This window comes from Streptomyces sp. NPDC059373, assembly GCF_042751495.1.
In the GTDB taxonomy this organism is placed as follows: Bacteria; Actinomycetota; Actinomycetes; order Streptomycetales; family Streptomycetaceae; genus Actinacidiphila.
This window is the reverse complement of the sequence record NZ_JBHYXC010000042.1, coordinates 31941-58576: the sequence shown is the minus strand read 5'-3', so window position 1 is coordinate 58576 and position 26636 is coordinate 31941. Positions and strand designations below refer to the sequence as shown.

26 protein-coding genes and 1 pseudogene are annotated in these 26636 nt (G+C 71.8%); 11 read left to right on the top strand and 16 right to left on the bottom strand.

Features of this window, described 5'->3' with window-relative positions; genetic code table 11:
- Positions 1-159: 159 nt before the first annotated feature.
- Positions 160-363, bottom strand: coding sequence for a DUF1918 domain-containing protein (locus ACFXJ5_RS34790; RefSeq protein WP_384640296.1), 204 nt, complete (start codon positions 361-363; stop codon positions 160-162).
- Positions 364-377: 14 nt separating this feature from the next.
- The gene (locus tag ACFXJ5_RS34785) at positions 378-1184 is read right to left on the bottom strand and encodes a nucleotidyltransferase domain-containing protein (RefSeq protein ID WP_384640294.1); all 807 of its coding nucleotides are present in this window, start codon (positions 1182-1184) and stop codon (positions 378-380) included.
- An 82-nt stretch (positions 1185-1266) separates the two neighbouring features.
- Between ACFXJ5_RS34785 and ACFXJ5_RS34780 the strand changes: the two genes are divergently transcribed.
- Together ACFXJ5_RS34780 and ACFXJ5_RS34775 are read left to right on the top strand one after the other, a co-directional pair.
- Positions 1267-1677: a RidA family protein gene (locus ACFXJ5_RS34780; protein ID WP_384640291.1), complete on the top strand. Its 411-nt coding sequence runs from the start codon at positions 1267-1269 to the stop codon at positions 1675-1677.
- 1 nt (position 1678) lies between these two features.
- Complete coding sequence (locus ACFXJ5_RS34775; protein ID WP_384640288.1) at positions 1679-2617, top strand: alkaline phosphatase family protein; 939 nt, start codon at positions 1679-1681, stop codon at positions 2615-2617.
- Here ACFXJ5_RS34775 and ACFXJ5_RS34770 read toward each other — a convergent pair.
- The 6 genes and pseudogenes from ACFXJ5_RS34770 to ACFXJ5_RS34745 all read right to left on the bottom strand — a co-directional run bounded on the left by ACFXJ5_RS34770 (position 2580) and on the right by ACFXJ5_RS34745 (position 8567).
- Positions 2580-4040, bottom strand: a complete 1461-nt coding sequence (locus ACFXJ5_RS34770) for an aldehyde dehydrogenase family protein (RefSeq protein ID WP_384640285.1) — start codon at positions 4038-4040, stop codon at positions 2580-2582. The two genes, ACFXJ5_RS34775 and ACFXJ5_RS34770, sit on opposite strands and share 38 nt — an antisense overlap.
- Positions 4041-4092: 52 nt before the next feature.
- Positions 4093-4335 (bottom strand): annotated as a pseudogene (locus tag ACFXJ5_RS34765) (hypothetical protein); the annotation flags it as partial.
- Between the two features lie 43 nt (positions 4336-4378).
- Positions 4379-5644, bottom strand: coding sequence for an MFS transporter (locus ACFXJ5_RS34760; RefSeq protein ID WP_384640282.1), 1266 nt, complete (start codon positions 5642-5644; stop codon positions 4379-4381).
- Between the two features lie 58 nt (positions 5645-5702).
- Positions 5703-6335 carry a TetR/AcrR family transcriptional regulator gene (locus ACFXJ5_RS34755; RefSeq protein WP_384640279.1) on the bottom strand — a complete coding sequence of 211 codons (633 nt, stop codon included), beginning with the start codon at positions 6333-6335 and terminating at the stop codon, positions 5703-5705.
- A 169-nt stretch (positions 6336-6504) separates the two neighbouring features.
- Positions 6505-7503, bottom strand: a complete 999-nt coding sequence (gene gap / locus ACFXJ5_RS34750) for a type I glyceraldehyde-3-phosphate dehydrogenase (protein WP_384640275.1) — start codon at positions 7501-7503, stop codon at positions 6505-6507.
- A 107-nt stretch (positions 7504-7610) separates the two neighbouring features.
- Entirely contained in the window at positions 7611-8567 is a 957-nt protein-coding gene (locus tag ACFXJ5_RS34745; protein WP_384640273.1) for a GlxA family transcriptional regulator, read from the bottom strand.
- A 108-nt stretch (positions 8568-8675) separates the two neighbouring features.
- Between ACFXJ5_RS34745 and argC the strand changes: the two genes are divergently transcribed.
- The 5 genes from argC (at position 8676) to ACFXJ5_RS34720 (ending at position 13763) form a co-directional block, all read left to right on the top strand.
- A complete protein-coding gene (gene argC, locus ACFXJ5_RS34740; RefSeq protein WP_384640270.1) occupies positions 8676-9704 on the top strand; it encodes an N-acetyl-gamma-glutamyl-phosphate reductase in 1029 nt (342 codons plus the stop codon).
- Between the two features lie 232 nt (positions 9705-9936).
- A complete protein-coding gene (gene argJ / locus ACFXJ5_RS34735; protein ID WP_384640268.1) occupies positions 9937-11088 on the top strand; it encodes a bifunctional glutamate N-acetyltransferase/amino-acid acetyltransferase ArgJ in 1152 nt (383 codons plus the stop codon).
- The gene (argB, locus tag ACFXJ5_RS34730) at positions 11085-12002 is read left to right on the top strand and encodes an acetylglutamate kinase (protein WP_384640265.1); all 918 of its coding nucleotides are present in this window, start codon (positions 11085-11087) and stop codon (positions 12000-12002) included. The genes argJ and argB overlap by 4 nt, the downstream gene beginning before the upstream one ends.
- Positions 11999-13219: an acetylornithine transaminase gene (locus ACFXJ5_RS34725; protein ID WP_384640263.1), complete on the top strand. Its 1221-nt coding sequence runs from the start codon at positions 11999-12001 to the stop codon at positions 13217-13219. The genes argB and ACFXJ5_RS34725 overlap by 4 nt, the downstream gene beginning before the upstream one ends.
- Positions 13220-13226: 7 nt before the next feature.
- On the top strand, positions 13227-13763 hold the full coding sequence (locus tag ACFXJ5_RS34720; protein WP_127358837.1) for an arginine repressor: 537 nt from the start codon (positions 13227-13229) through the stop codon (positions 13761-13763).
- A gap of 9 nt (positions 13764-13772) precedes the next feature.
- Here ACFXJ5_RS34720 and ACFXJ5_RS34715 read toward each other — a convergent pair whose 3' ends face one another.
- The 7 genes from ACFXJ5_RS34715 to ACFXJ5_RS34685 all read right to left on the bottom strand — a co-directional run bounded on the left by ACFXJ5_RS34715 (position 13773) and on the right by ACFXJ5_RS34685 (position 20391).
- Positions 13773-14609, bottom strand: coding sequence for an oxaloacetate decarboxylase (locus ACFXJ5_RS34715; RefSeq protein WP_384640260.1), 837 nt, complete (start codon positions 14607-14609; stop codon positions 13773-13775).
- Positions 14610-14756: 147 nt separating this feature from the next.
- Positions 14757-15536: an SDR family oxidoreductase gene (locus ACFXJ5_RS34710; protein ID WP_384640257.1), complete on the bottom strand. Its 780-nt coding sequence runs from the start codon at positions 15534-15536 to the stop codon at positions 14757-14759.
- Between the two features lie 66 nt (positions 15537-15602).
- Positions 15603-16331: an FAD:protein FMN transferase gene (locus tag ACFXJ5_RS34705; RefSeq protein ID WP_384640305.1), complete on the bottom strand. Its 729-nt coding sequence runs from the start codon at positions 16329-16331 to the stop codon at positions 15603-15605.
- A 64-nt stretch (positions 16332-16395) separates the two neighbouring features.
- Positions 16396-17016, bottom strand: coding sequence for an FMN-binding protein (locus ACFXJ5_RS34700; protein ID WP_384640254.1), 621 nt, complete (start codon positions 17014-17016; stop codon positions 16396-16398).
- Positions 17017-17038: 22 nt separating this feature from the next.
- Complete coding sequence (locus ACFXJ5_RS34695; RefSeq protein ID WP_384640251.1) at positions 17039-18409, bottom strand: ferric reductase-like transmembrane domain-containing protein; 1371 nt, start codon at positions 18407-18409, stop codon at positions 17039-17041.
- 78 nt (positions 18410-18487) lie between these two features.
- Entirely contained in the window at positions 18488-19021 is a 534-nt protein-coding gene (locus ACFXJ5_RS34690) for an FMN-binding protein (protein WP_384640248.1), read from the bottom strand.
- On the bottom strand, positions 19018-20391 hold the full coding sequence (locus tag ACFXJ5_RS34685) for a ferric reductase-like transmembrane domain-containing protein (RefSeq protein ID WP_384640245.1): 1374 nt from the start codon (positions 20389-20391) through the stop codon (positions 19018-19020). Before ACFXJ5_RS34685 ends, ACFXJ5_RS34690 begins: the two co-directional genes overlap by 4 nt.
- A gap of 128 nt (positions 20392-20519) precedes the next feature.
- Here ACFXJ5_RS34685 and ACFXJ5_RS34680 point away from each other — a divergent pair, with 128 nt between their 5' ends.
- From ACFXJ5_RS34680 to argH, 4 genes are all read left to right on the top strand, one after another.
- Positions 20520-21272 (top strand): response regulator transcription factor, encoded by a 753-nt coding sequence (locus ACFXJ5_RS34680; protein WP_384640242.1) that lies wholly within the window; start codon positions 20520-20522, stop codon positions 21270-21272.
- The gene (locus tag ACFXJ5_RS34675) at positions 21269-22741 is read left to right on the top strand and encodes an ATP-binding protein (RefSeq protein ID WP_384640239.1); all 1473 of its coding nucleotides are present in this window, start codon (positions 21269-21271) and stop codon (positions 22739-22741) included. Before ACFXJ5_RS34680 ends, ACFXJ5_RS34675 begins: the two co-directional genes overlap by 4 nt.
- Positions 22742-22844: 103 nt before the next feature.
- Positions 22845-24041: an argininosuccinate synthase gene (locus ACFXJ5_RS34670; protein WP_384640236.1), complete on the top strand. Its 1197-nt coding sequence runs from the start codon at positions 22845-22847 to the stop codon at positions 24039-24041.
- Between the two features lie 72 nt (positions 24042-24113).
- Complete coding sequence (argH, locus tag ACFXJ5_RS34665; protein WP_384640233.1) at positions 24114-25535, top strand: argininosuccinate lyase; 1422 nt, start codon at positions 24114-24116, stop codon at positions 25533-25535.
- Positions 25536-25548: 13 nt separating this feature from the next.
- Here argH and ACFXJ5_RS34660 read toward each other — a convergent pair whose 3' ends face one another.
- Positions 25549-26562, bottom strand: a complete 1014-nt coding sequence (locus ACFXJ5_RS34660) for a LacI family DNA-binding transcriptional regulator (RefSeq protein ID WP_384640230.1) — start codon at positions 26560-26562, stop codon at positions 25549-25551.
- Positions 26563-26636 lie beyond the last annotated feature (74 nt).

The window sequence follows — 26636 nt, the reverse complement described above, 5'->3', positions numbered from 1 at the left end:
GGCGGGCTGGTTTTTTTCAACCCTGGGGGGTGGGGATATGAGCCCGGCCGCCGTGTTTTTGCGCCCGGACCCGGGAACCGGACGGACGCGGTGAACCATTCGGGTCACCGCACCAGCGTCTGGACCGCGGCGGGCGCCGCGGTCCTGACGTGACGGACTTCAGGGTGCCGGGGTTTCGCCCGCCCTGTGCATCACGACGGAGTCCGGCCCGGGGGACAGCACGCACTCGTGGCCGTCCTCGTAGCGCACTCGGTACGGCGGCTCCCCGCCCGGGCCCAGGACCTCGGTGATCTGCGCGTCCCGGTCGTGCTGGCCGACGACCCGGCCATGCTGCTTCAGCGTGTCTCCCACATTCGCGTGCATCCGACCCGACCTCCCTAGGCGCGGTCTGAAGGCTGCGCCTCCAGTCTAGGGTCGGCGGCCGAGTATGCACCCTCGCGCAGGTGCGCCATCATCCGGGCATCCGGCACCCGCCGGTAGCCCGCCCACAACGGGCCCCCGGATGCGTCGAGGACTGCGGCCACCGCCTCGGCGAACGGCTCGCGCGGCCCGCCGCGCACCAGCGTGCGATAGCCGTCCAGCAGCGGGTCCGCCAGCTCGGGGTCGGTCTCGCGCAGCCGCCGGGGCAGCCACTTTCCGCCGCCGCGCCAGTGGTTCCGTACGGCGAACAGCAGCCCGGCGGTGCGCTCCAGCAGGGTCGCCGCGATGGCCAGCAGCTCGTCCTCGTCCGTCGCGCTTGCGCCCAGCAGGTCGTCCCGCAGGTCCGTGACGTCATAGCGGGCCCGCTCCAGCCCGGCCGCCTCGGGCGGCGGGGGACCGGCGGCGAGGCTTCGGTGGGCGGCGTCCCGGAGCTGCTCGGCCGTGCCGTCGCGATCGTGCAGGACCACCCCGCTCGCGCACATGAAGGCCATCGTCCCCGAACCGCGCGAACGGTCGAACTCCATGAAGCCCAGCACCGACTCCCGTGTGTGGACGAAGAGTTCCACCGGCCAGCCGCCCCACAGCAGGTTCTCCCCGTGGACCTCGGCGGGGGCGGGCAGCACCAGCACGATGTCCAGATCGGAGGTCGGGGTGCCCTCACCCCGTGCTGTCGAGCCGCCCAGAAAGGCCGCCAGGGCATCGGGGTACCGCTCCTGAACGAAGGCGCGGGCAGCGCCCACCGGGTCGTCGAGCCGCTTGTCCATGCGCGGGACCGTACGCCCCAGGCGCCCGCAGCGCCCCCTAATTCCGGTGCCACGCCCGGGGCGCGGCACGTAAAGTCGCGCCATGCCCATCACTGATCGCCTCGACGATGTCCCGGACCTCGCCCCCGGAAATGGCTACGCGTACGCCGTCACCGCCACCGGCCGGCTGGCCTTCCTCTCCGGCCAGGTCGCCATCGACGCCGACGGCAAGGCGGTCGGCGACGACATGGCCACCCAGACCCGGCAGGCGCTGGGCAATCTGCACCGGGTGCTGCGCTCGCTCGGCGCGGACTGGCCGGATGTCGTCCGCTTCAACTGGTACGTGACGGATCTGGCCGACCTCCAGGCGGTGCGGGACGTACGGGACGAGCTGATCCGGCCAGCCCTCGGTGACCGCCCGAACCCGGCGAGCTCGCTGGTGCGGGTGGCCGGGCTCTTCCGGCCCGAGCTCCTGATCGAGGTGGACGCCGTCGTCGCCGTGCCCGAGGCATGACATGACGGTCACGGCAGCAGCGAAGGTGCTGGTCGTCGGCATGGACGGCGTGCGGTTCGACCGGCTGACCGAGTTCCGTCCGCCGGTGCTTCACGGTCTGATGGCCAGTGGTGCGTACGGCACCAGCCTGCTGCCCTACGGGGTGCCGGGCGACGCCGACGGCGTGACGGGCGTCGCGTACAGCGACTCGGGTCCGGGCTGGTCGACAGTGGTGACCGGGGTGTGGCCCGACAAGCACGGCGTCACGGACAACGGCTTCGCCTCGCCCGACTACGCGCGCTACCCGGACTTCCTGACCCGGGCCAAGTCGGTGCGCCCGGGCCTCGCCACCGCAGCCGTCGTCTCGTGGGGCCACCTGGCCCGGTACGGCACGCTCGGGGCGCGCATCGACGCCCGCGTGCACTTCGACGGCGACCGGGACGGATACGCCGACTGCGACCGCCTGGTCGTGGAGACGGCCGAGCGGTGGCTCGGGCCCGGCGGCCACGACCCGGACGCGGTCTTCGTCTACTTCGGCAGCACCGACGAGGTGGCCCACGAGGTCGGGCCCCTCGGCGAGGACTACCGCGACGCGCTGCTGCGGCAGGACGGTTACCTCGGGCGGCTGCTCGACACGATCCGCGCCCGCGAGAGCTTCCCGGACGAGCGGTGGACCGTCCTGGTCACGACGGACCACGGCCATCTGGACGGGGGCGGCCACGGCGGGGTCACGGACGCCGAACGGGAGGTGTTCGTCGTGCTCGCCGAGGTGGACGGGCACCTCGGCGAACACGTCCCGGGGCTGGACAACCCCCGGCTGGTGGACATCGCGCCCACCGTGCTGCACCGGCTCGGGATCCCGATCGAACCCGCCTGGGGGCTCGACGGCGTGCCCCTGCCCGGTCCTGGTGCCCCTCCCGGCACTAGAACGGGAAGTGCGCGTGCTGGGTCGCCAGGGTGACCCAGCGGGTGTTGCTGAAGGCCTCGATGCCCCAGCGGCCGCCGAAGCGCCCGTAACCCGAGGCCTGGAAGCCGCCGAACGGGGCCTGGGGCTCGTCGGCGACGGACTGGTCGCCGATGTGGACGATGCCGGTACGGAGGCGGCGGGCGACGGTGAGGCCGCGGGTGCCGTTCTCGGTGATGATGCCGGCGGTGAGGCCGTTGGCGGTGTCGTTGGCCTTGGCCACGGCCTCGTCGTCACTGGCGAAGGTGTCGATGACGCACACCGGGCCGAAGGCCTCGCCGTGGTAGAGGTCGGCATCCCCGGGCACGTCACGCAGCACGGTCGCCGGGTGCACCGCGCCCTCGGGCTCCCCGCCGCCGGTGAGGACGGTGGCGCCCTTGGCGGTGGCGTCGGCGACCAGGCGGGCCACGCGCTGCGCGGCGGCGGCGCTGACCAGGGGGCCGATGACGGTGGTCGGCTCGGCCGGGTTGCCGGAGGGCAGCGCGGCGACCTTGGCGGTGAACTTCGCCGTGAACTCCTCGGCCAGCGACTCGTGGACCAGGATGCGGTCGCCGGACATGCAGATCTGGCCCGCGTTCATGAACACGCCGAAGGTGACGGCGTCCACGGCGTAGTCCACGTCGGCGTCGTCGAGCACGATGATGGCGTTCTTGCCGCCGAGTTCGAGGACGGCCGGCTTGAGGTGGGCCGCGGCATGCGTGCCGATGATCCGGCCGATGTTCGTCGACCCGGTGAAGTTCACCGCCCGCACCCGCGGGTCCGAGACCAGGGCCTCGGCGACCTCGGCGGCGTCCTCCGGCGCGTTGGTGACGACGTTGAGCACGCCGTCCGGCAGCCCGGCCTCCCTCAGTACGTCCGCCACGAACAGCCCGCACGCCAGCGGCGCGTCCTCGCTGGGCTTGACCACCACCGTGTTGCCCGCCGCCAGCGGTGCGGCCACGGCCCGTACGCCCAGGATGACCGGCGCGTTCCAGGGCGCGAACGCCGCGACCACCCCGACCGGCTCCCGCACCGCGAGGCCGAGGGCGCCCTCTTCCTGCGCCGTGAGAACCTCGCCCCGCGGGGCGGTGATCGCGGCCGCGGCCTCCCGCAGCATGTTGGCGGCCAGCGCGACATTGAAGTACGCCCACGGCCGCGTGCCCCCGGCCTCGCCCGCCATGAGGTCCGCGGCCTGCCCGCCCCGCGCCTCCAGCAGATCCGCCGCCTTCAGGAAGATCGCCCGCCGCGCGAACGGACTCACCGCCGCCCAGTCCGCGAACGCCGCCTCCGCGGCATCCACCGCCAGCGTCACATCCTCGACGCCCCCCGCGGCCAGGGTGGCGTACACCTCGCCGCTGTAGGGGTTGATGTCCTCGGTGGTACGGCCCGATGCGGCAGGCACGTCCTTGCCGCCGATCAGCAGTTCGCGATGGATGGTCATCAGCGGCTGTCCTTTGCTCGCGGTCCCGTGCGTTCGCGTAGTGAACTATCGTTCATCGACTCTCTTGACTTCGGAGTCTGCGATTGCCCACCGCTCCTGTCAACGGCTCGGCCGCCAGGAACGGTTCCAGCAGCCCGAGCAGTCTCCGAGGGCGGTGCAGCGGGACGATGTGGCCGCAGTCCGCGACGATGCGGCCGACGAGGTCGTCGGCGGGCGGCCGGCGCTGCTGTTCGAGCGCTCGGCCCACGGGGTGGGCGCCGATGGCCATGGTGGGTACGGTCAGCCGGCCCGTGGAGGTCGACCGCGCCAACACCCGCGGCCAGGATTGACCGGGTGCCTCAGTCGGCCAGCGGCTGCGCCACCGAGTCCGTCGCCCGCGCCCCTGTCATCCGCTCCGCGATCCAGATCACGAGGCCCACCGCGATGAGCGCGGCCGCCATGACGGTGACGCCGCTCCAGCCCCAGGCCGCCAGAACCGCGCCGGTGGCCGCGGAGGAGGCGGCTCCGCCGAGGAAGACGCTGGTCATGTAGAGGGAGTTGACCCGTGCGCGCGCGTCCGGGCGCAGGGCGTAAATGTCCCGCTGGCTCAGCACCTGGTGGCTTTGGACGGCGAAGTCCAGGAGTACGCCACCCAAGGCGAGCGCGAAGAGATTGGACACGCCGAGCCCGGCCACGAGCATCGACACGAGGCCCAGGACGAGGGCGCAGGCACGGACGGCCGTACCGTGTCCGGCATCGCCCAGACGTCCGGCGACCGGGGCCGACGCGGCGCCGGCCGCTCCTACGAGCGCGAAGACGGCGACGCCCGCCTGGGACAGATGGTGGCGGTCGATCAGTTCGTAGGAGACGGCCGTCCAGTACGCGGTGAAGGCCCCGAACATGCACGCCTGGGTGAGGGCCCGACGCACGAGTACCGGTTCGCTGCGGCCCAGGCGTACGACCGACGCCAGAAGCGCGCCGTAGCGTGCGGTGTGTGCGGGCTGTCGGACCGGCAGCAGCTTGGCCAGCGCGAGGGACGTGAGCAGCATCATGACCGCGGAGATGGCGTAGATGCTGCGCCAGCCCCAGGCCGCCGCGGCGAAGCTGGAGACGGAGCGGGCGAGCATGACGCCGAGGAGCAGCCCGCTGGTCACCTGTCCGACGACCTTGCCGCGGGATTCCGGGGGAGCCAGGTGTGCGGCGAGGGGTATCAGGATCTGGGCGACCACCGAGGTCACCCCGACCATGGCCGACACGGCCAGGAAGATCCAGAGGTTCGGTGCGAAGGCGGCCACCGCCAGCGCGACCGCCGTCAGCAGGAGGGTGCGGGAGGCCAGCCGCCGGTTCTCCAGCAGGTCACCCAGGGGCAAAAGGAGGGCCAGGCCCAGCGCGTACCCGACCTGAGTCACGGTGACGACGGTTGTTGCCGTGCCCTGGCCCACGTTGAAGGCGTGGCTGATGAGGCTGAGGAGGGGCTGGGCGTAGTAGAGGTTGGCCACGCTCGCCCCGCAGGCGAAGGCCAGGGTGATCGTGACCCATCGCAGCGAGCGGGGAGATCCGGCCGGTCCGCTCGTCCGCCCGGCGGCGAGAGCCGTCGAGGGGGCGGGCGTGGTGCGAGCTCTCATCGGATCACTCCGCAGCTAGTTACTGAACAGTGCGTTCAGTATAAGCGCGCTGCCGTGCTCAGGCATTCCCCGCCGTGGCGATCCCCGTCAGTACGTGGTCGATGCAGCGCTCCGCGAAGGCCTCGTCCAGTGGCTCGTGGCTGAACAGCAGTCGGTAGTAGACGGGAGCGAAGACGAGGTCCAGTACCGCAGCCATGTCCAGGTCCGCGCGGAGTTCGCCGCGCGCGATGCCCTCACGGATGACCTCGGCGGCCACCGCCCGACGTGGCCCGAGCCACTGCTCGCGCAGCGCCTGGGCGATCTCGGGGTCCGACTGCGCGTCGGCGGCCAGGGCGCGCATCAGCGGCCCTGCCGGCGAGCGGGTGAACAGGCGTACCGAGGCAACCGCGAGAATCCGCAGCGCCTCGGGCGCCGACGCGTCCTCGGGCAGGGACCAGGAGCTGGCCGCCCGGAGCATGAACCCCTCCAGGGCGACCGCCCCGCGCGAAGGCCACCACTTGTAGACCGTGGCCTTGCCCACCCCGGCGCGGGCGGCGATCGCCTCCATGGTCGCCGCCCGTAGGCCGCCCTCCATCATGAGGTCGCCGGCCGCCGCCAGGATCGCAGCCCGTCGCGCCTCACTGCGAGGGCGCCCCCTGGGTGCGAGGGCGCCGCCGGCCGCCTCTTCGCCACTGTCGTCCGCTGCCTTCACCGACACTCCCTGACCATCGTGACCCCGACCATTTACTGAACAGATCGTTCAGAGTATCGGAACACGCACCGGTGGGACCGGGCGCTCGGGTTGGCCCGGCCGGCCAACTGGAGCGCCAAGCAGGAGGTGCTGGGCAGCGTGGCCTCCGACGTAGGCCCCCGGCTTCCGGTCAGCCGGCGGCGAGGAGCTCGAGCGTGTCGATCACGCGGTTCGAGAAGCCCCACTCGTTGTCGTACCAGGCGACCACCTTGACGTGGCGGCCGTCGACGCGGGTGAGAGCCGAGTCGAAGATCGACGAGGCCGGATTCCCCGTGATGTCGGAGGACACGAGCGGGTCGTCCGAGTACTCGAGTACGCCGGCGAGCGGCCCGTCCGCCGCGGTGCGGTACGCCGCCAGCACGTCCTCGCGCGTCACGTCGCGGGCGACGGTCGTGTTGAGTTCGACGATCGATCCGACCGGAACCGGCACGCGGATCGAGTCGCCCGACAGCCTGCCGTCGAGATTCGGCAGCACAAGGCCGATCGCCTTGGCGGCGCCCGTCGTGGTCGGCACGATGTTGACAGCGGCGGCGCGGGCGCGGCGGGCGTCGCGGTGCGGACCGTCCTGCAGGTTCTGCTCCTGCGTGTAGGCGTGCACCGTCGTCATGAAGCCGTGCTCGATGCCGGCAAGATCGTCGAGCACCGCGGCCAGCGGCGCAAGCGCGTTGGTCGTGCACGAGGCGTTCGAGACAATCGTGTGCGCGGCCGGGTCGTACGCGTCGGTGTTGACCCCGAAGGCGAGCGTGACATCGGCGCCGTCCGCCGGCGCGCTGACGAGTACCCTCTTCGCGCCCGCGTCGATATGGGCGCGGGCGGCCGTGGCCGACGTGAAGCGGCCGGTCGCCTCGAGCACGATGTCGACGCCGAGCTCGGCCCATGGCAGCTGCGCGGGTTCGCGCTCGGCGAGCACGGTGATGCGACGGCCGTCGACGACGAGGGCGTCCCCGTCGACATTCACCGGGCGACCGAGCCGGCCCGCCGTCGTGTCGTAGGCGAGCAGCCGCGCGAGGGTGGCGGGCTCCGTGAGGTCGTTGACGGCGACGACCTCGAGGTCGCTGTCGCGTTCGAGCAGTGCGCGCAGCACATTGCGTCCGATGCGGCCGAAGCCGTTGATGGCGATGCGAGTCATGAGTGGTGTCCCTTCGGGTTCGCCCTCAGGTTCGCGCGCGGCATCAGCCGGAGACAGTGGCGTGATCGCCACGGTCCGAAAGGATCGCGCCACATGGTGGTGGCGGGCTACTCACCCTGGGCGAAGGTGCGCCGATACTCGCTCGGCGTGGTGTCGAGGATGCGCTGGAAGTGCTGCCGCAGATTCGCACCGGTGCCGAGACCGACGTCGGCGGCGATCTGCTCGACACTCCGCTGCGAACGCTCGAGCAGCTCGCGGGCCATGTCGATGCGGGCGCGCATGACCCACTGCATCGGCGTGTACCCCGTGTCCTCGACGAAGCGTCGCGAGAGCGTGCGCGGCGACACCGCCGCATGCCGGGCGAGCACGTCAAGGGTGAGGGGCTCACCGAGCCGGCGCAGCGCCCACTCCCGGGTGGCGGCGAACCGCTCGCCGAGCGGCTCGGGCACGCTGCGCGGCACGTACTGCGCCTGACCGCCGCTGCGGTAGGGGGCCGCCACGAGGCGCCGGGCCGCGTGGTTCGACGCGGACACCCCGAGATCGCCGCGCAGGATATGCAGGCACAGGTCGATGCCCGAGGCGGCGCCGGCCGAGGTCAGCACGCTGCCCTCGTCGACGAACAGAACGTTCTCGTCGACCTGAACGAGCGGCCACTTCGCCGCGAGTGCCCGCGTGTAGTGCCAGTGCGTCGTGGCGCGCCTGCCGTCGAGCAGGCCCGTGGCGGCGAGCGCGAAGGCGCCCGTCGAGATGGCGGCGAGCCGCGCGCCCCGATCGTGGGCGGCGATCAGCGCGTCGACGACGGCCCGCGGAGGGTCGTCGCGGTCCGGGAACCGGTAGCCGGGGACGAAGACGATGTCAGCCCACTCGAGTGCTTCGAGGCCGTGGGCGACGTCGTACGACAGGCCGTCGCCGCCGGTCACGAGACCGGGTGCCGCGCCGCACACCCGCACTTCGTACGGCATGCTCGCGCGGGTCGTGAACACCTGCGCGGGAATACCGACGTCGAGAGGCTTCGCACCCTCGAGCACGAGGACGGCGACGCGATGCGGGGATGGGGCCGGCACGGGGAAGAGGGTACGCGGGGTGCGAGGGTCGCATCGAGCTGGTTCGAACTGCTTTGCATAAAGCTTCCGTGGACCGTATAGTCATGCCATCGGGTTCTGGAGGATGAAATGGCGTTGCGTGCAGCGGTGGCGGGAGCGAGCGGTTACGCGGGCGGAGAGGTCCTGCGGCTGCTGCTGAACCACCCCGAGATCGAGATCGGCGCGGTCACCGGCAACTCCAACGCGGGGCAGCGACTCGGGGGGCTGCAGCCGCACCTGCTGCCGCTGGCCGACCGGGTGCTGGAGCCGACGACCACCGAGGTCCTGGCGGGGCATGACGTGGTGTTCCTCGCGTTGCCGCACGGGCAGTCCGCCGCCGTGGCGGAGCAGCTCGGGGAGGCCGCGCTGATCGTGGACTGCGGGGCCGACTTCCGGCTCAAGGACGCAGGCGACTGGGAGGCCTTCTACGGCTCCCCGCACGCCGGGACCTGGCCGTACGGCCTCCCGGAGCTGCCGGGTGCCCGCGCCGCGCTGGAGGGGTCCAGGCGCATCGCGGTCCCCGGTTGCTACCCGACGGCGGCGTCGCTCGCGCTGTTCCCGGCGTACGCCGCTGGGCTGGCCGAGCCGGAGGCCGTGATCGTCGCCGCGTCCGGCACCTCGGGGGCGGGGAAGGCGGCCAAGCCGCACCTGCTCGGCAGTGAGGTCATGGGCAGCATGACGCCGTACGGCGTCGGCGGCGGGCACCGGCACACACCCGAGATGATCCAGAACCTGTCGGCGGCCGCGGGGGAGCGGGTGTCGGTGTCCTTCACGCCGACGCTGGCGCCCATGTCACGCGGCATCCTCGCCACGTGCAGCGCGAAGGCCAAACCGGGCGTGACGGCGGACGGCGTACGGTCCGCGTACGAGAAGGCGCTGGCCGACGAGCCGTTCGTGCACCTGCTGCCCGAGGGCCGCTGGCCCGCCACGTCCGCCGTGTACGGCTCCAACGCCGCGCTGATCCAGGTCGCGTACGACGAGAGCGCCGGCCGGATCATCGCCATCAGCGCGATCGACAACCTCACCAAGGGCACCGCCGGCGGCGCGGTGCAGAGCATGAACATCGCCCTCGGGTTCCCCGAGGAGCTGGGACTGGGCACCACCGGGGTGGCGCCATGAGCGGGCTCCGGCTCGTGCGGTCGCCTGCGGCGGGCAGGCGGGAGTCGCATGGGGCAGTGGTCGGTGCCGGCCGGAGCGCGCGCACGCGGACAGCGGCTGTGGCTACGCGCCGGGTTTTCGCGGCCCTTTTGATGCGGATGGCGCCATGTGACGGTGCGGCTCGGCCGCGTATGACAACGATGCCCACACCCGCGCAGCGGGTGGAGGGCAAAGACAACGAGGAGGCATCAGCGTGAGCGTCACGGCAGCCAAGGGATTCACGGCGGCAGGAATCGCCGCCGGGATCAAGGAGAACGGCAACCCGGACCTGGCCCTGGTGGTCAACAACGGGCCGCGCCTCGCCGCCGCCGGTGTCTTCACCTCCAACCGCGTCAAGGCCGCGCCCGTCGTCTGGTCCGAGCAGGTGCTCAAGGGTGGCCAGGTCTCCGCCGTCGTCCTCAACTCCGGCGGCGCCAACGCCTGTACGGGTCCGCTCGGCTTCCAGGACACCCACGCCACCGCCGAGAAGGTCGCCGAGGCGACCGGCGGGAGCGCGGCGGAGATCGCCGTGGCCTCGACCGGACTGATCGGCATCCGGCTCCCGATGGACAAGCTGCTGCCGGGCATCGACAAGGCCGCCGCCGAACTCTCCCCGTACGGGGGCGAAAAGGCCGCCATCGCCATCAAGACCACCGACAGCGTCCACAAGACCGCCGTCGCCGAGGGCGAGGGCTGGGCCGTCGGCGGCATGGCCAAGGGCGCGGGCATGCTCGCCCCGGGCCTGGCCACGATGCTGGTCGTCATCACCACCGACGCCGACGTGGACCCCGCCACCCTCGACAAGGCGCTGCGCGCGGCGACCCGTACGACCTTCGACCGGGCCGACTCCGACGGCTGCATGTCCACCAACGACACCGTGCTGCTGCTCGCCTCCGGCGCCTCCGAAGTCGCCCCCGCCTACGACGACTTCGCCGCCGCCGTGGAGAAGGTGTGCGCCGACCTGGCCCGCCAGCTGATCGGCGACGCCGAGGGCGCGTCCAAGGACATCAAGGTCGAGGTCGTCGGCGCGGCCACCGAGGAGGACGCGGTCGAGGTCGGCCGCTCCATCGCCCGGAACAACCTCCTCAAGTGCGCCATCCACGGCGAGGACCCCAACTGGGGCCGCGTGCTCTCCGCGATCGGCACCACGGCCGCCGCCTTCGACCCGGACCGGCTCAACGTCGCCATCAACGGGGTGTGGGTCTGCAAGGACGGCTCGGTCGGCGAGGACCGCGACCTGGTCGACATGCGCTACCGCGAGGTGCACATCATCGCCGACCTCGCCGCGGGCGCGGAGACGGCCACCATCTGGACCAACGACCTGACCGCCGAGTACGTCCACGAGAACAGCGCGTACAGCTCATGAGTACGACGAGGAAGCACACCGCCCTCCCCAAGGCGCAGATCCTCATTGAGGCGCTGCCCTGGCTGACCCGGCACCACGGCAAGACCGTCGTCATCAAGTTCGGCGGCAACGCCATGATCGACGAGGGGCTGAAGGCCGCCTTCGCGCAGGACGTGGTCTTCCTGCGGCACGCCGGCCTCAAGCCGGTCGTCGTGCACGGCGGCGGCCCGCAGATCAGCGCCCAGCTCGACCGGCACGGCCTGGTCAGCGAGTTCAAGGCCGGGCTGCGGGTCACCACCCCCGAGGCGATGGACGTCGTACGGATGGTGCTGGCCGGACAGGTGCAGCGCGAGCTGGTCGGGTTGCTCAACCAGCACGGGCCGCTCGCCGTCGGCATGACCGGCGAGGACGCCCACACCATCACCGCCACCCAGCACTTCCCGCAGATCGACGGCGAGTCCGTGGACATCGGCCGGGTCGGCGAGATCACCGAGATCGACACCGGTGCCATCGAGGCGCTGCTGGACAACGGCCGGATCCCGGTGGTCTCCTCCATCGCCCGCAGCGCCGAGGACAACCACGTCTACAACGTCAACGCCGACACCGCCGCCGCCGCGCTCGCGGCCGCGCTGGGCGCCGAGACGCTGATGGTCCTCACCGATGTCGAGGGCCTCTACGAGGACTGGCCGAACAGCGACGAGGTGATCAGCCGCCTCACCGCGGCAGAGCTGGAGAAGCTGCTCCCGGAGTTGTCCAGCGGCATGGTCCCCAAGATGGAGGGCTGCCTCTTCGCCGTACGCAACGGCGTCAACACCGCCCGCGTCATCGACGGGCGGGTCCAGCACTCGATCCTGCTGGAGATCTTCACGGATGAGGGCATCGGCACGATGGTCGTGCCGGACGCGACAGACGACACCGAAGGGGGACGGGCATGACCAACCAGGAGTTCACCCAGCGCTGGCAGGGCAGCCTGATGAACAACTACGGGACCCCGCGCCTGCCCCTGGTCCGCGGCGAAGGCGCCAAGCTGTGGGACGCCGAGGGCAAGGAGTACCTGGACTTCCTCGGCGGCATCGCGGTCAACGCCCTCGGCACCGGCCACCCGGCGGTCGTGGAGGCGGTCTCCCGGCAGATCGCGACCCTCGGCCATGTCTCCAACTTCTTCATCGCCGAGCCCACCGTGGCGCTGGCCGAGCGGCTGATCCAGCTGTTCGGGCGCAGCGGGCGGGTGCTGTTCTGCAACTCCGGCGCCGAGGCCAACGAGGCCGCGTTCAAGATCGGCCGGCTGACCGGGCGTACGCACATGGTCGCCACCACCGGCGCCTTCCACGGCCGGACCATGGGCTCGCTCGCCCTCACCGGCCAGGCCGGCAAGCAGGACGGCTTCAAGCCGCTGCCCGGCGACGTCACCCATGTGCCCTTCGGGGACGTGGACGCGCTGCGGGCCGCCGTCACGACCGACACCGCCATGGTCATCCTGGAGCCCATCCAGGGCGAGAACGGCGTCGTCGTACCGCCCGCCGGCTATCTCGCCGCCGCCCGGGAGATCACCCGGGCGACCGGCACCCTGCTGGTGCTGGACGAGGTGCAGACCGGTATCGGCCGCACCGGCCACTGGTTCGAGCACCAGGCGCAGGGCGTCGAGCCCGATGTCGTCACGCTCGCCAAGGGCCTGGGCGGCGGTCTGCCGATCGGCGCCACCGTCGCCTTCGGTGACGCGGCGGACCTGCTGACCCCCGGCAAGCACGGCACCACGTTCGGCGGCAATCCGGTCGCGTGCGCCGCCGCGCTGGCCGTACTGGACACGATCGCGGCCGACGGGATCCTGGACAACGTCAAGCGGCAGGGCGAGAAGCTGCGGCACGGAATCGAGAGCATCGGAGGGGAGGGCGGCCATCCATTGGTCGATCATGTGCGCGGTGCGGGCCTCCTGCTGGGTATCGTGCTCACCGAGCCGCTCGCCCCGCAGATCCAGCTGGCGGCTCAGGAAGCCGGACTCCTGGTGAACGCCGCCGTGCCGAACGTGGTGCGGCTCGCGCCTCCGCTGATCCTCGGCGAGGCCGAGACGGACGCGTTCCTCCAGGTCCTCCCCGGCATCCTGGATTCTGTATATGCCGTGCACGGAACCGACGAAACGCGAGCTGGAGAATGACACGACGATGAGCGAGGCGCAGGCGCAGCAGAGTGGCGGCCAGGCCGTACCGCAGACCCGGACGGCCCGCCACCGCCGGATCGTGGACATCCTCAACCGGCAGGCGGTGCGGTCGCAGAGCCAACTCGCCAAGCTGCTCGCCGACGACGGGCTGAGCGTCACCCAGGCGACGCTCTCCCGCGACCTCGACGAACTGGGCGCGGTCAAGATCCGCACCAACAACGGCGAGCTGATCTACGCCGTGCCCAGCGAGGGCGGCTACCGCACCCCGCAGGCGCCCCTCGGCGAGTCCGTCAAGGAGGAACGCATGCGCCGCCTCGCCAACGAACTCCTCATCTCCGCCGAAGCCTCCGCCAACCTCGTCGTGGTACGCACCCCGCCCGGCGCCGCCCAGTTCTTCGCCTCGGCGATCGACCAGGCGGAGGTCTACGACATCCTCGGCACGATCGCCGGCGACGACACCGTCATGCTCATCAGCCGCGACCCGGCCGGGGGACAGGCACTCGCCGACCATCTGCTGCGCCTGGCCGCCGGGGAGCGCTGAGCGGCCCGCTCAGACCTTCAGCGGCTGGCGGCGGTCGAGCAGCGCGATGCAGGACGCCACGTCCGCCCCGCCCGGGACCGGCTCCGGCAGCCGCCCGTCGGCGGCCCGCAGGTCGCGCAGCGCGCGGTCGATGGCGTCCTGCGCCGCGAACAGGCACGGGGTGCTGTAGATCGCCACATCGACACCGAGCTCGGTGAGTTCGGTCAGTGACAGCCGCGGTGACCTGCCGCCGCCGATCTGGTTGAACAGCAGCGGCTTGTCGCCGATGACCGAGCGGATCTCGCGGATCGCATCGGTGTCGCGTACGCCGTCGACCAGGATGACGTCGGCCGCGGTGGCGGCCAGGGCCTTGGCCCGGCTCAGGATCTCCCCGTGCTCGGTGGCGTCCGTCCGTGCCACCACCAGCAGGTCGCGCCGGGTGGTGAGCACCGCGTCCAGCTTGTCCAGGTACTCCTCCAGCGGCAGCACCTTCTTGCCGTCGACATGGCCGCAGCGGCGTGGGCGGGCCTGGTCCTCCAGGATCACCCCGGAGGCGCCGGCGGCTTCCAGCTGCTCGACGACATGGCAGGCCACGTGCGTGTCGACGTAACCGTCGTCGATGTCGACCAGCAGGTGCGTACGGGGGAAGGCCACCCGCAGCCGCTGGGCGAAGGCGACCACATCCGGCCAGGCGATGTACCCGATGTCGGGCAGGCCGTAATGGGACGCCGCCAGCCCGAAACCGGACAGGAACAGGCCGTCGTAGTAGCGCACGGCGAGTGAGGCGGAGTGCATGTCGTGGACGCCGATCAAGGGGGTGGTCCCGTCCTGGCGTACCGCTTCCCTCAGCTTTGTTCCGTATTGCATGCCGAAACTCCCCTTCGTCACGGAATGGCCGATTGGCCGCACATCCAACGTAGGGCGGGCGGTCCGAGGGGAGTTGCGGCGCAACGCCGGAGGGGGTTTGCCGTTCAGGCTGCTTTCAGTTTCGGGGCGCCGCCTCGCGCCACGGGCTCAGACGACCGGGCTCATCCCGCCGTCGAAGTTGATCCCGGTGCCGGTGATGTACGCGGCCCGGGGGGAGAGCAGGAAGGCCACCAGGTCCGCGAACTCCGTGGCCTTGCCGACGCGGCCGAGGGGGATGCCGGAGCCACTGCCCAGGGTCGCGTACAGCTCGTCCACGGAACGGCCGCCGGCCTCGGCCATACGTACCCACTGGCCGCTCTCGACCAGGCCGATGAGCACGGCGTTGACGCGGATGTTGTCCGCGCCCAGTTCCTTGGACAGGGCCTTGGTGAGCGCCAGGCCGGCCGCCCGGGAGACCGAGGTCGGCGTCGAACCGGCGCCGGGGGCCTTGGCGGACACGGCGAGGGTGTTGACGACGCTGCCGCCGCCGGCCGCGCGCAGGTGGGGGAGGGCGAGGCGGGTCAGCCGTACGGAGGCGTGCAGCTTGAGCTGCAGGTCCTCGTCCCAGACCGTGTCGTCCTGCTGCTCGAAGGCGCTGGCTGCGCTGCGTCCCGCGTTGTTGACGATGGCGTCGATGCGACCCCAGCGGCCCTCGGCGGCCGACAGGAAGCGCTCCAGATCCTCCTGCCGGGTGACGTCAGCCGGTACGCCGAGCACATCGGCACCGGTCTCGCCCAGCTCCTTGACCACACGGCCGACGCGCTCCGGGTCGCGTCCGCACAGCGCCACGCGGGCGCCCTCGGCGGCCAGGCGCCGGACCAAGGCAGCGCCGAGGCCGTCCGAGCCACCCGTGACCAGCACGACCTTGTCCTTGAGTTCCAGATCCATGGCGGCATTCTCGCCGTCCGTACGGGCCGTACGTCAAGCCGGGTGGGGCTCGGTCTCACCCGAGTCCTACGTGCGAACCCCCGTCGCGTACCGGCCGAAGCCGCTGGTGTGCCAGGTACCGCCGTCGGTGGTGACCGCGAAGCCCTCGGTGTCGGGCAGCTCCTCCAGCCAGGCGCGGGCCCGGTCGCCGCCCATCGCGTACGCGGCCGTGGCCCAGGCGTCGGCGTCGGTGAGGCCCGAGCAGACCACGGTGACCGAGGCCAGATCGGTGACCGGCGGCTCGCCGGTGTGGGGGTCCAGGATGTGGCAGCCGCGCTCGGCCGGGCCCGAGGTGGCCACCGCCAGCTCGCCGTCGACCGCGACCACGGCCGCCAGCCCGCCGGGGTTGTGCGGGTCGGAGATGCCGATCCGCCAGGGGCCGCCGTGCAGTTGGATGTCGCCGCCGCCGTTGATGCAGACCGCCTCCGCACCGGCCGAGACGAGCATCCGGGCGGCCCGTTCCACGGACCAGCCCTTGACCAGTCCGGTCGGGTCGAACTCGCCGTCGTAACGTGACGAGAACCAGCCGTCGGTGCGCCGCTCGGCGTCCTCGCACAGCCGCATCACCTCCCAGACGTCCGGATCGCAGCGCGAGAGGGCGAGCTCGCCACGGGCGAGCCGGCTGATCTGGCTTTCGGGCAGATAGGTGGAGAACACCTCGTCCACCCGGTGCAGCCAGCACACGGCCGCGTCGAGCGCCGCCCGCGCCCTGGCAGCCCCGGCCCCGCGCACGTCGAAGGAGAACACCGTGCCCATGGCGTGTTCGACGTGGCGGAGCCGGGTGTCTTCGGTGGTCCCGGAACGGGGGGCATGGGGCATATCAGAGACCTGCCTTGTCGATCGCGCTCTGCAGGGACTTCTTGTAGCCCGCGCTGGTGAAGCTGGCGCCGGACACGGAGTCGATGGTCGCGCTCTGCGCGGTCACCACCTCCTTGTTCAGGGTAGGGATCGCGCTGCCGCCCGGGCCGGTGGTGGGGCCCTGCACGGCCTCGGCGGCGGTGACCTTGCCGTCCTTGACCGTGAGCTTGACCTGGACCGCGCCGTACTGCGCGTCGACCGCGTCCCCGGTGACGGTCCTGGCGGCGGACGATGCCCCGGACCCCGAGGAGCCCGACCCGGAGGACCCGGACCCGGAGGCCCCCGAGGACTTCGTCGCCGACGGCTTGGGCGCGGCTGAGGCGGTCCTCGACGCCAACGAGCCCGACGAGGGGACAGACGACCCGGCCGTCCCGGAGTCCTTCTGCGCGCCCTCGCCGCCCAGGGCGTCCTGCGCGTTCTGCGAGGGCGAGGCGGCGGCCGCGGTCCCCGAGGGGGCCGGGGCCTGCGCCGCGGCCGAGCCGGAGCCGTCAGCCGGCTGCTTGAGGGCGAGGAGCAGCACGACCCCGGAGACGGTGGCGGCGGTACCGAGCATGATCCGGCGCAACGGATGCCGCTTCTTCATCGCGTACACAGCAACTCGCCTCTCACAGTTCGAAGGACTCGTGGTGGATACGGCGCTCGGGGACCCCGGCCTCGCGGAGCGTGTGGAACCACTCCGCCGCCAGCCCGGGCGGGCCGCACAGATAGACGTCATGCCGGTCGAGGTCGGGCAGCCGCGCCTTCAGGCCGTCCGGGGTGAACTCGGGCCGTGAGCCGTCCGGGCCGTTGACGGCGTACATCAGTCGGGCCCCGCGCTCCTTGGCGATGGCCTTCAGCTCGCCCCACAGGGCCAGGTCCTCGGTGGACTTCGCCCGGTACAGCAGCGTCAGGTCGCCCGGTGCGGCCGGCAGCGTCTCGAACAGCGCCCGCATCGGTGTGATGCCCGCCCCGCCGGCCAGCAGCAGTACCTTGCCACGGCTACGCCGCGCGGCGGTCAGAGCACCGTACGGGCCCTCCGCCCACACCCGCGTGCCCGGCTTCAGCGCCCCGAGCGCCGAGCTGTGCCCGCCGACCGCCTTGACGGTGATCCGCAGCAGCCCGGGCCGGGGCGGCGCGGACAGCGAGTACGGATTGGCGCTCCACCGCAGCCCCGGGGTGAGGAAACGCCACCGGAAGAACTGCCCGGCCTCGGCGCCGAGGCGGTGCAGTTTGCGGCCGCTGATGAGGACGGAGACGATGCCGGGCGCCTCCTCGACCGTGGCCTCCACTCTCATCCGGTGCCGCAGATTGAGGCGCACCGGGGTCAGGACGCGGTACCAGACCACCAGCCCGGCGACCGTGAGGTACAGCGCGTACCAGGCGGTGCGGGCGCCGGCGCTGGCGATGAACTCGGCGCCGGTGGCCAGCTGGTGCCAGAAGGTGAGGAAGACCGCCGCGTAGGTCAGCAGATGCAGGTAGTACCAGGTCTCGTAGCGCATCCGGCGGCGCAGCGCGCCCGCCGACACGAAGCCGACGAGCAGCAGCATCAGCGTGCCCGCGAGGGCCATCAGCATGTCGGGATAGTCGGTGACCACGGTCACCGCCTCCGACACGACACCGGTCTTCGCCACCTCGGAGTAGCCCCAGATGGTCAGGACGACGTGGGCGACGACCAGGGAGATCGCGTAGCGGCCGCTCATCGCGTGCCAGCGCGCGACGCGGTCGGAGCCGACCCGGGACTCCAGGGCCGGCACCCGGGCCATCTGCGCGATGACCAGGGCGATCGTGTACGCGCCGAGCAGACCGGTGATCCGCCCGGCGGCGATGAGCTGGTTGGCGGTGCCGACGACGTTCGGGGTGTTGTTCCACCACATCCAGATGACCGCGGCCGCGCCCAGCCAGGCCAGGACGACCAGCGGCACGGCGGGGGAGCGGCGGGGACGGATCCGGCGCATGGCCAGCCGCCGGCCGGCCCGGCTGTTCTGAATCATCGTCAACGGCCTGATCCCCTTCCCGCACAGCTGCCCGGAGCACCTCTCCAGCACCAGTCCCTACGGCGGAGAAGCCCGGGCGACTCAATTCCCGGATTTGTCCAACGCGCTCTGCAGCGAACTGATATAGCCCTCGCTGGTGTAGGTGGCGCCGGAGACACTGTTGATGCTCGCGCTCTGGGCGGCCAGCGCCTCCTGGGTCAGTACGGGCACGGAGTACTGGGCGATCTGGGCGTCCCTGGGGTTGTCGTTGGGGACCTGGAGCACGTCCACGGCGGTGAGCTTGCCCGCCTTGAGGGTGATCCGGACCTGGACCGGGCCGTAGCGGGTCTGGATCGTGTCACCCGTCACCGTCTTCGTGGGCGTCGCGCTCTTCGTGCTCTTCGTGCTCTTCGTGCTCTTCGCGGAGGACGAGGCCGACGGCGAAGCGGAGGCCGGTGACGAGGCCTGCGCCGAGGGAGTGGTGGTGGGCGAGGCGGTCGCCTGCGGCAGGGCGACCGTGGTCTGGGTGTGCGGCTTCAGGGCCAGCAGCGCGGTCACGCCCGAGACGGTCGCGACCGTGCCCAGCAGGACGCGGCGCATCGGATGCGTACGGAAAGGGTTCACGGCGGGGCTCACAGCTCGAAGGACTCGTGGTGGATGTGGCGGGCCGGCACCCCGGCGGCGCGCAGCGCGTCGTAGGACGCCTCGGCCATCCCGGGCGGCCCGCACAGGTACACGTCGTGACCGGCGATGTCGGGGAGTATGTCCCGCAGTCCGGCCGCCGTGATCGGCGTGCGGCTGCCGTCCGGAGCGTTCACGGCGTAGTACAGCCGGGCCCCGCGAGCCGCCGCTATCGCCTCCAGCTCGGAGCGCAGGGCCAGGTCCTCGGCCGTACGCGCCCGGTAGAGCAGCGTCAGATGGCCGGGCGCGGCCGGCAGCGATTCGAACAGTGCCCGCAGCGGCGTGATGCCGACCCCGCCCGCCAGCAGCAGCACCTTGGCCCGCTTGCGCCGCCCGGCGGTCAGTGCCCCGTAGGGCCCCTCGGCCCAGACCCGAGTGCCGGGGCGCAGCATGCCCACGGCCGCGCTGTGGTCGCCGAGCCCCTTGACCGTGATCCGCAGGCCGTGCGCTCCGGGTGCCGCCGACAGCGAGTACGGCGACGCGGTCCACCACAGCCCCTGCGCCAGGAAGCGCCAGCGGAAGAAGTGCCCCGACTCGGCGGCGAGTTCACCCAGCCGCCTGCCCTGCACCACCACCGAGAACACCCCGGGCGCCTCCGGCACCACGGCCGCCACCCGCAGCCGGTGCCGCGCGTTGAGCCGTATCGGCGCCAGCACCCGGAACCACAGCACCAGGGCGGTGACCCCGAGATACAGCACGTACCAGGCGTTCTGGGCGGCCGTGTTCCCGACGAAGTCCGCGCCCAGCGCGAGCTGGTGGCCGAAGGCGAGGAAGAGCGCCGCATAGGTGAGCAGATGCAGGAAGTACCAGGTCTCGTACCGCACCCGCTTGCGCACCGCGCGCGCCGACACGATCCCGACGGTGAAGAGGATCACCGCGCCGGCGGTCCCCTTGAGCATCTCCGGGTAGTCCATGACGATGCTCACGGTCTCCCGCCACACCGAGGCGTGACCCTCGACCGCGTAGCCCCAGATGATCAGCACGACGTGCGCGACCAGCAGGCTGACCGTCCAGCGGCCGGCCATCGCGTGCCAGCGCGCGGCGCGGTCGCTGCCGACCCCGCGCTCCAGCGCCGGCACCCGGGCCATCAGCCCGACCAGCACCGCGCAGGTGTAGCCGCAGAGCAGCCCGGCGATCCGGCCGGCGTCGGTCAGCCAGTCGGCCTGGGTCACCACGGCGGAGGTGTCCTGCCACCACAGCGCGAGCACCGCCGCCGCCCCGGCCCACAGCAGCCCCAGAATCACGGCGGCCGGCGAGCGCCGGACTCCCCGCTTGGGCGGTGCGGCACGGTGCCGGGTCGGCGGATGGTCGTACGCGGTGGCCAAGATGCGCCCCTTTCGGTGTTTCGGTACTGCCACTGTGGCCACGTAACCTCTGAGAAAGCTCTCAGTGCGAGATCACATCGGCGGTCTCAGAGAAAACTCAGAGCGATCTGATAGATGCTGTATCGACCATGGAAATACGACGAGCGGCATCCGCCCGCAACCTCCCCGCTCTGACCCGGCCGGACGGCACCCCGGTGCGGGTCCTCGTCGTGGACGACGAACCCGACCTCACCGAGGTGCTGTGCGGCACCCTGCGCTACGAGGGATGGCTGGTCTGCGGTGCCACCGACGGCGCGTCCGCCGTCGCGGCCGCCCGTGATTTCGAGCCCGACGCGGTGATCCTGGACATCATGCTCCCCGACTTCGACGGGCTGACCGTGCTGCGCAAACTGCGCGCCGAGCGGCCGCACGTCTGCGTGCTCTTTCTCACAGCGCGCGACTCCGTCGAGGACCGCATCGCCGGGATAACGGCCGGCGGCGACGACTACGTCACCAAGCCGTTCAGTCTGGAGGAGGTCCTGGCCCGGCTGCGCGGGCTGCTGCGCCGGTCCGGCATGAGCCGCGAGATCTCCGAGGAGTCGCTGCTCACCGTGGGCGACCTCGCCATGGACGAGGAGGCCCGCGAGGTCACCCGCAGCGGCGAGGTCATCGACCTGTCGCCGACCGAGTTCGAGCTGCTGCGCTTCCTCATGCGCAATCCGCGCCGGGTGCTCAGCAAGGCGCAGATCCTCGACCGTGTCTGGTCGTACGACTTCGGCGGCCAGGCCCATGTCGTCGAGCTCTACATCAGCTACCTCCGCAAGAAGATCGACGCCGGGCGGACCCCGATGATCCACACCGTGCGCGGCGCCGGCTACATCCTCAAACCGGCCGCCGCGTGATCCGCCGCGCCGTCGCCCGGCTGCGTCCGCGCACCCTTCGCTCGCGACTCACCGTCGGGCTCGTGGTGCTGCTCGCCGTCAGTTGCGCGGCGGTCGGCGTGGCGGCGGTGCTGGCGCTGCGCGGTTTCCTCACCGAGCAGATCGACCAGCAGCTCACGACCGCCGGCAACTACTTCCCGGCCAGCCTGGAGCACCCCTCGGGGCGGCTGATCAAGCCCTCCGACCACGACGGCGACGAGCAGCAGCGCGGCGACACCCGCCATCAGACCCCCGGCACCCTCGGTGTCCGGCTGGTGAACGGCAAGATCCTCGAACGGGCGGTGGTGCGTGCGGGGGCCGACATGTCCGCGGACCTCAGCCGCGCCGACAAGGCGGCCCTGGCGGCCGTCCCGGTGGACAACAAACCGCACACCGTCGAGCTGTCGTCGCTGGGCGGCTACCGGGTGGCGGCCTGCCAGGGGAAGGACCACGACGTCCTGATCACCGGCCTGCCACTGCACCCCGTCGAGGAGACCGTGGGGCGCCTCGAACTCGTGGAGGGGGTCGTCTTCGGCTGCGCCCTCGTGGTGGTGGGCGTGGCCGGGGCGCTGGGGGTGCGCTGGTCGCTGCGGCCGCTGCGCCAGGTGGCCGCAACCGCCGTGGCCGTCACCCGGCTGCCGCTCGCCAGCGGAGAGGTGGCTCTGCCACCCCGCGCCCCCGACTCCGATCCGCGCAGCGAGGTCGGCCAGGTCGGCACCGCCCTCAACCTCATGCTCGGCCATGTCGAGGACGCGCTGTCCAAGCGCCACCGCAGCGAGGAGCGGCTGCGCAGCTTCGCCGCCGACGCCAGCCACGAACTGCGTACGCCCGTGGCCTCGATCCGGGGCCACGCCGAGCTGGCGCTCAGGCACCCGGGGCCCGTCCCGCCCGAGGTCACCCGCGCCCTGGACCGCGTCGCCGCCGAGTCCGGCCGCATGGGTGAGATGGTCGACGACCTGCTGCTGCTCGCCCGGCTCGACGCGGGCCGTCCGCTGGAGCGCGAGCCCGTCGACCTCACCCGGCTGGTCCTGGACGGTGTCGACGACGCCCGCGCGGCCGGCCCCGACCACCGCTGGACCCTCGACCTGCCCGAGGAGCCGGTCACTGTGCCCGGCGACGCCCACCGTCTGCAGCAGGTCGTCGCCAACCTGCTCGCGAACGCCCGCGTCCACACCCCCGCCGGCACCAAGGTCTCGGTACGCCTCGACGACCAGGCGGACGCCGGCTCGGTGGCCCTGCGGGTCTCCGACGACGGCCCCGGCGTCCCGGACGAGGTCCGGTCCACCGTCTTCGAGCGCTTCACCCACGCCGACCGCCGCCGCCCCCGCGCCGGCAGCGGAGCCGGTCTGGGGCTGGCCATCGTGGCCGCCGTCATCGACGCGCACGGCGGCAGGATGCAGCTGGAAAGCCGCCCCGGCGCGACCGAATTCACCGCGTTCCTGCCTCGCTGAACCCCTGCCGACCTGCGTAAACGCATCGGATTGACGAACCATACGGAGGAGTGCATACTTATACCCAACAGCGTATGCGTTTCCGCAGCAAAGGGAGAGATCCGTGACCGAGCGCGTCGTACTCGCCTACTCAGGCGGCCTTGACACCTCCGTCGCCATCGGCTGGATCGCCGAGGAAACCGGCGCCGAGGTCATCGCGGTAGCGGTGGATGTCGGCCAGGGTGGCGAGGACCTCGACGTCATCCGCAAGCGCGCGCTCGCCTGCGGCGCGGTCGAGGCCGAGGTCGCGGACGCGAGCGACGAGTTCGCGAACGAGTACTGCCTCCCGGCGATCAAGGCCAACGCCCTCTACATGGACCGCTACCCGCTGGTCTCCGCCCTCTCCCGGCCGACCATCGTCAAGCACCTCGTCGCCGCCGCCAAGAAGCACGGCGCGTCCACGGTCGCCCACGGCTGCACCGGCAAGGGCAACGACCAGGTCCGCTTCGAGGCCGGTATCTCCTCCCTCGCCCCCGGCCTCCGGTGCATCGCACCGGTCCGGGACTACGCGATGACCCGCGACAAGGCGATCGCCTTCTGCGAGGAGAAGAACCTCCCGATCGCGACCACCAAGAAGTCCCCGTACTCCATCGACCAGAACGTCTTCGGCCGCGCCGTCGAGACCGGCTTCCTCGAGGACATCTGGAACGCCCCGATCGAGGACCTCTACGAGTACACCCAGAACCCGGCGACCCCGCGCGAGGCCGACGAGCTCATCATCACCTTCGAGCAGGGTGTTCCCGTCGCCATCGACGGCAGGGCCGTCACCGTCCTCCAGGCCATCCAGGAGCTCAACGCCCGGGCCGGTGCCCAGGGTGTCGGCCGGCTCGACATGGTCGAGGACCGCCTCGTCGGCATCAAGTCCCGCGAGATCTACGAGGCCCCCGGTGCGATCGCCCTGATCACCGCCCACCAGGAGCTCGAGAACGTCACCGTCGAGCGCGAACTCGCCCGCTACAAGCGGCAGGTCGAGCAGCGCTGGTCCGAGCTCGTCTACGACGGCCTCTGGTTCTCCCCCCTCAAGCGCGCCCTCGACGGCTTCATCAACGAGGCCAACCAGCACGTCTCCGGCGACATCCGTATGGTTCTCCACGGCGGCCGCGCCGTCGTCAACGGCCGGCGGTCGGACGAGTCCCTCTACGACTTCAACCTCGCCACGTACGACACCGGTGACACCTTCGACCAGTCCCTGTCCAAGGGCTTCATCGAGATCTTCGGCATGTCCAGCAAGATCGCCGCGAAGCGCGACCTCCAGGGCTGACCTGAACCCGGCAACCGGCCCGTCCGACCCGCACCGATACACGTACAGGAAACCTCCGGAGGAGAACGCCCCGTGACCAGCAACGACGTACGCCTGTGGGGCGGCCGCTTCGCCGACGGGCCCTCGGAGGCCCTGGCGAAGCTCAGCGCATCGGTGCACTTCGACTGGCGCCTCGCGCCGTACGACATCGCCGGATCCCGGGCCCACGCCCGGGTCCTGCACGGCGCCGGCCTGCTGACGGCCGACGAGCTGGAGCGGATGCTCGCGGGCCTTGACCGGCTCGAAGCAGACGTGACGGCCGGGACGTTCGTGGGCACCATCGCCGACGAGGACGTCCACAGCGCCCTGGAGCGGGGGCTCATCGAGCGTATCGGCCCCGACCTCGGCGGCAAGCTCCGCGCCGGCCGGTCCCGCAACGACCAGGTCGCCACGCTCTTCCGGATGTACCTGCGCGACCACGCCCGCATCATCGGCGGCCTCATCGCCGAGCTGCAGCAGGCCCTCGTCGGCCTCGCCGAGGCGCACCCGGACGTCGCCATGCCCGGCCGTACGCACCTCCAGCACGCCCAGCCGGTGCTCTTCGCGCACCACGTCCTCGCCCACGTACAGGCGCTGTCCCGCGACGCGGAGCGCCTGCGGCAGTGGGACACCCGCACCGCCGTCTCGCCCTACGGCTCCGGCGCCCTGGCCGGGTCCTCCCTCGGCCTCGACCCGGAGGCGGTCGCCAAGGAACTCGGCTTCGAGCACGGCTCGGTCGCCAACTCCATCGACGGCACGGCCTCCCGGGACTTCGTCGCGGAGTTCGCCTTCATCACGGCGATGATCGGCATCGACCTCTCGAGGATCGCCGAGGAGATCATCATCTGGAACACGAAGGAGTTCTCCTTCGTGACCCTCCACGACGCCTTCTCCACCGGCTCGTCGATCATGCCGCAGAAGAAGAACCCCGACATCGCCGAGCTCGCGCGCGGCAAGTCCGGCCGCCTCATCGGCAACCTCACCGGGCTCCTCGCCACGCTCAAGGCCCTCCCCCTCGCGTACAACCGCGACCTTCAGGAGGACAAGGAGCCCGTCTTCGACTCCTGCGACACCCTCGAAGTCCTGCTCCCCGCCTTCACCGGCATGATGGCCACCCTCACCGTCAACCGGAGCCGGATGGAGGAGCTGGCCCCGGCCGGTTTCTCGCTCGCCACCGACATCGCCGAGTGGCTCGTCAAGCAGGGCGTCCCCTTCCGCGTGGCGCACGAGGTGGCGGGGGAGTGCGTCAAGGTCTGCGAGGCCGAGGGCATCGAGCTCGACCAGCTCACCGACGACCAGTTCGGCAAGATCTCCGCCCACCTCACCCCCGAGGTCCGTACGGTCCTCAACGTGCGGGGCGCCCTCGCCTCCCGCGACGGGCGCGGCGGCACCGCCCCTTCGGCGGTCGCCGTGCAGCTCGCCGAGATCAAGGACGACCTGGCCGTCCAGCTCGCCTGGGCCACGGAAAAGGCCTAGCGCCCGTCCGGCCCTAGCGCGGCGGGCCGCTGCTGGCCCGCGGTACGAGACGCGGCGGGACCAGCGAGGCCGTACCGGCGACGCTCCGTCCCGTTGCGATCTGCTGGAGCAGCAGCGCCACGCACTGCCGCCCGACCTCCTCGAAGTCCTGGTGGACCGTGGTCAGCGGGGGCAGGAAGTACGCGGACTCCGCGACGTCGTCGAAGCCGACGACGCCGACCTCGGCCGGGACCGGGCGGCCCGCCTCGTGCAGGGCGCGCAGGATTCCGAGGGCCATGTGGTCGTTGGCGGCGAAGACGGCGGTGACCTCGGGCCGCGCGGCCAGGGCCCGGCCCGCCTCGTAGCCGGAGGCGGCGGTCCAGTCGCCGAACAGCAGGGGCGGAACCGGGGCGCCCGCCTCCTCCAGCGTGGAGCGCCACGCGGAGGCGCGGCGGCGGGCGGAGTACGAGTCCTGCGGTCCGGCGACGTGCCAGACCGTACGGTGGCCGAGCGCGAGCAGATGGGTGGTGGCGGCGCGGGCGCCGGCCGCCTGGTTGATGTCCACCGAGGCGAACCGCTGTTCCGGGTCGCCGTCGGCGATGACGACGGGGACGCCCGGCGGCAGTTGGAGCCCCGGCCGGTCGAGGATCTGCGCCTCGACGATCACGATGCCGTCCACCGCCTGCCCGCTCAGCCGTGTGAAGGCCTGCTGGACGGCGCCCTCGGTCGGCTCCTCGGCGCCCGCGACGGTCACCGAGTAACCGGCGGCCTGCGCGGCCCGGGACACCGCCTCGACGGTCCGCGCGTTGCCGTGGGCGGCCAGGTCGAAGGTGATGACGCCGAGCATGTGGAACCGGCCGGTGGCCAGCGCCCGCGCGGCACTGTTGCGCTGGTAACCGAGCACCCGCATGGCGGACAGGACCCGCTCCCGGGTCTCCCCGTCCACATTCGTACTCTCGTTGGCGACCCGGGACACGGTCTGGGTGGACACACCCGCGAGGGCCGCCACATCCGCCTGTGACGGCGGCCGGGTCCGGGCGTCGGTCATGCGGCTGGGCCCCCTCGCTCGTGTTGGCGCCAACACTCTATCGGGGCATCCCTGGGTCCAGAAATGAGACATTG

Bases quoted from the DNA above. Each gene is read 5' to 3' on its own strand.
- ACFXJ5_RS34790 (WP_384640296.1), bottom strand. From the start codon at position 363: ATGCACGCGAATGTGGGAGACACGCTGAAGCAGCATGGCCGGGTCGTC.
- ACFXJ5_RS34785 (WP_384640294.1), bottom strand. From the start codon at position 1,184: ATGGACAAGCGGCTCGACGACCCGGTGGGCGCTGCCCGCGCCTTCGTT.
- ACFXJ5_RS34780 (WP_384640291.1), top strand. From the start codon at position 1,267: ATGCCCATCACTGATCGCCTCGACGATGTCCCGGACCTCGCCCCCGGA.
- ACFXJ5_RS34775 (WP_384640288.1), top strand. From the start codon at position 1,679: ATGACGGTCACGGCAGCAGCGAAGGTGCTGGTCGTCGGCATGGACGGC.
- ACFXJ5_RS34770 (WP_384640285.1), bottom strand. From the start codon at position 4,040: ATGACCATCCATCGCGAACTGCTGATCGGCGGCAAGGACGTGCCTGCC.
- ACFXJ5_RS34760 (WP_384640282.1), bottom strand. From the start codon at position 5,644: ATGAGAGCTCGCACCACGCCCGCCCCCTCGACGGCTCTCGCCGCCGGG.
- gap (WP_384640275.1), bottom strand. From the start codon at position 7,503: ATGACTCGCATCGCCATCAACGGCTTCGGCCGCATCGGACGCAATGTG.
- argC (WP_384640270.1), top strand. From the start codon at position 8,676: ATGGCGTTGCGTGCAGCGGTGGCGGGAGCGAGCGGTTACGCGGGCGGA.
- argB (WP_384640265.1), top strand. From the start codon at position 11,085: ATGAGTACGACGAGGAAGCACACCGCCCTCCCCAAGGCGCAGATCCTC.
- ACFXJ5_RS34725 (WP_384640263.1), top strand. From the start codon at position 11,999: ATGACCAACCAGGAGTTCACCCAGCGCTGGCAGGGCAGCCTGATGAAC.
- ACFXJ5_RS34720 (WP_127358837.1), top strand. From the start codon at position 13,227: ATGAGCGAGGCGCAGGCGCAGCAGAGTGGCGGCCAGGCCGTACCGCAG.
- ACFXJ5_RS34715 (WP_384640260.1), bottom strand. From the start codon at position 14,609: ATGCAATACGGAACAAAGCTGAGGGAAGCGGTACGCCAGGACGGGACC.
- ACFXJ5_RS34710 (WP_384640257.1), bottom strand. From the start codon at position 15,536: ATGGATCTGGAACTCAAGGACAAGGTCGTGCTGGTCACGGGTGGCTCG.
- ACFXJ5_RS34705 (WP_384640305.1), bottom strand. From the start codon at position 16,331: ATGGGCACGGTGTTCTCCTTCGACGTGCGCGGGGCCGGGGCTGCCAGG.
- ACFXJ5_RS34700 (WP_384640254.1), bottom strand. From the start codon at position 17,016: ATGAAGAAGCGGCATCCGTTGCGCCGGATCATGCTCGGTACCGCCGCC.
- ACFXJ5_RS34680 (WP_384640242.1), top strand. From the start codon at position 20,520: ATGGAAATACGACGAGCGGCATCCGCCCGCAACCTCCCCGCTCTGACC.
- ACFXJ5_RS34660 (WP_384640230.1), bottom strand. From the start codon at position 26,562: ATGACCGACGCCCGGACCCGGCCGCCGTCACAGGCGGATGTGGCGGCC.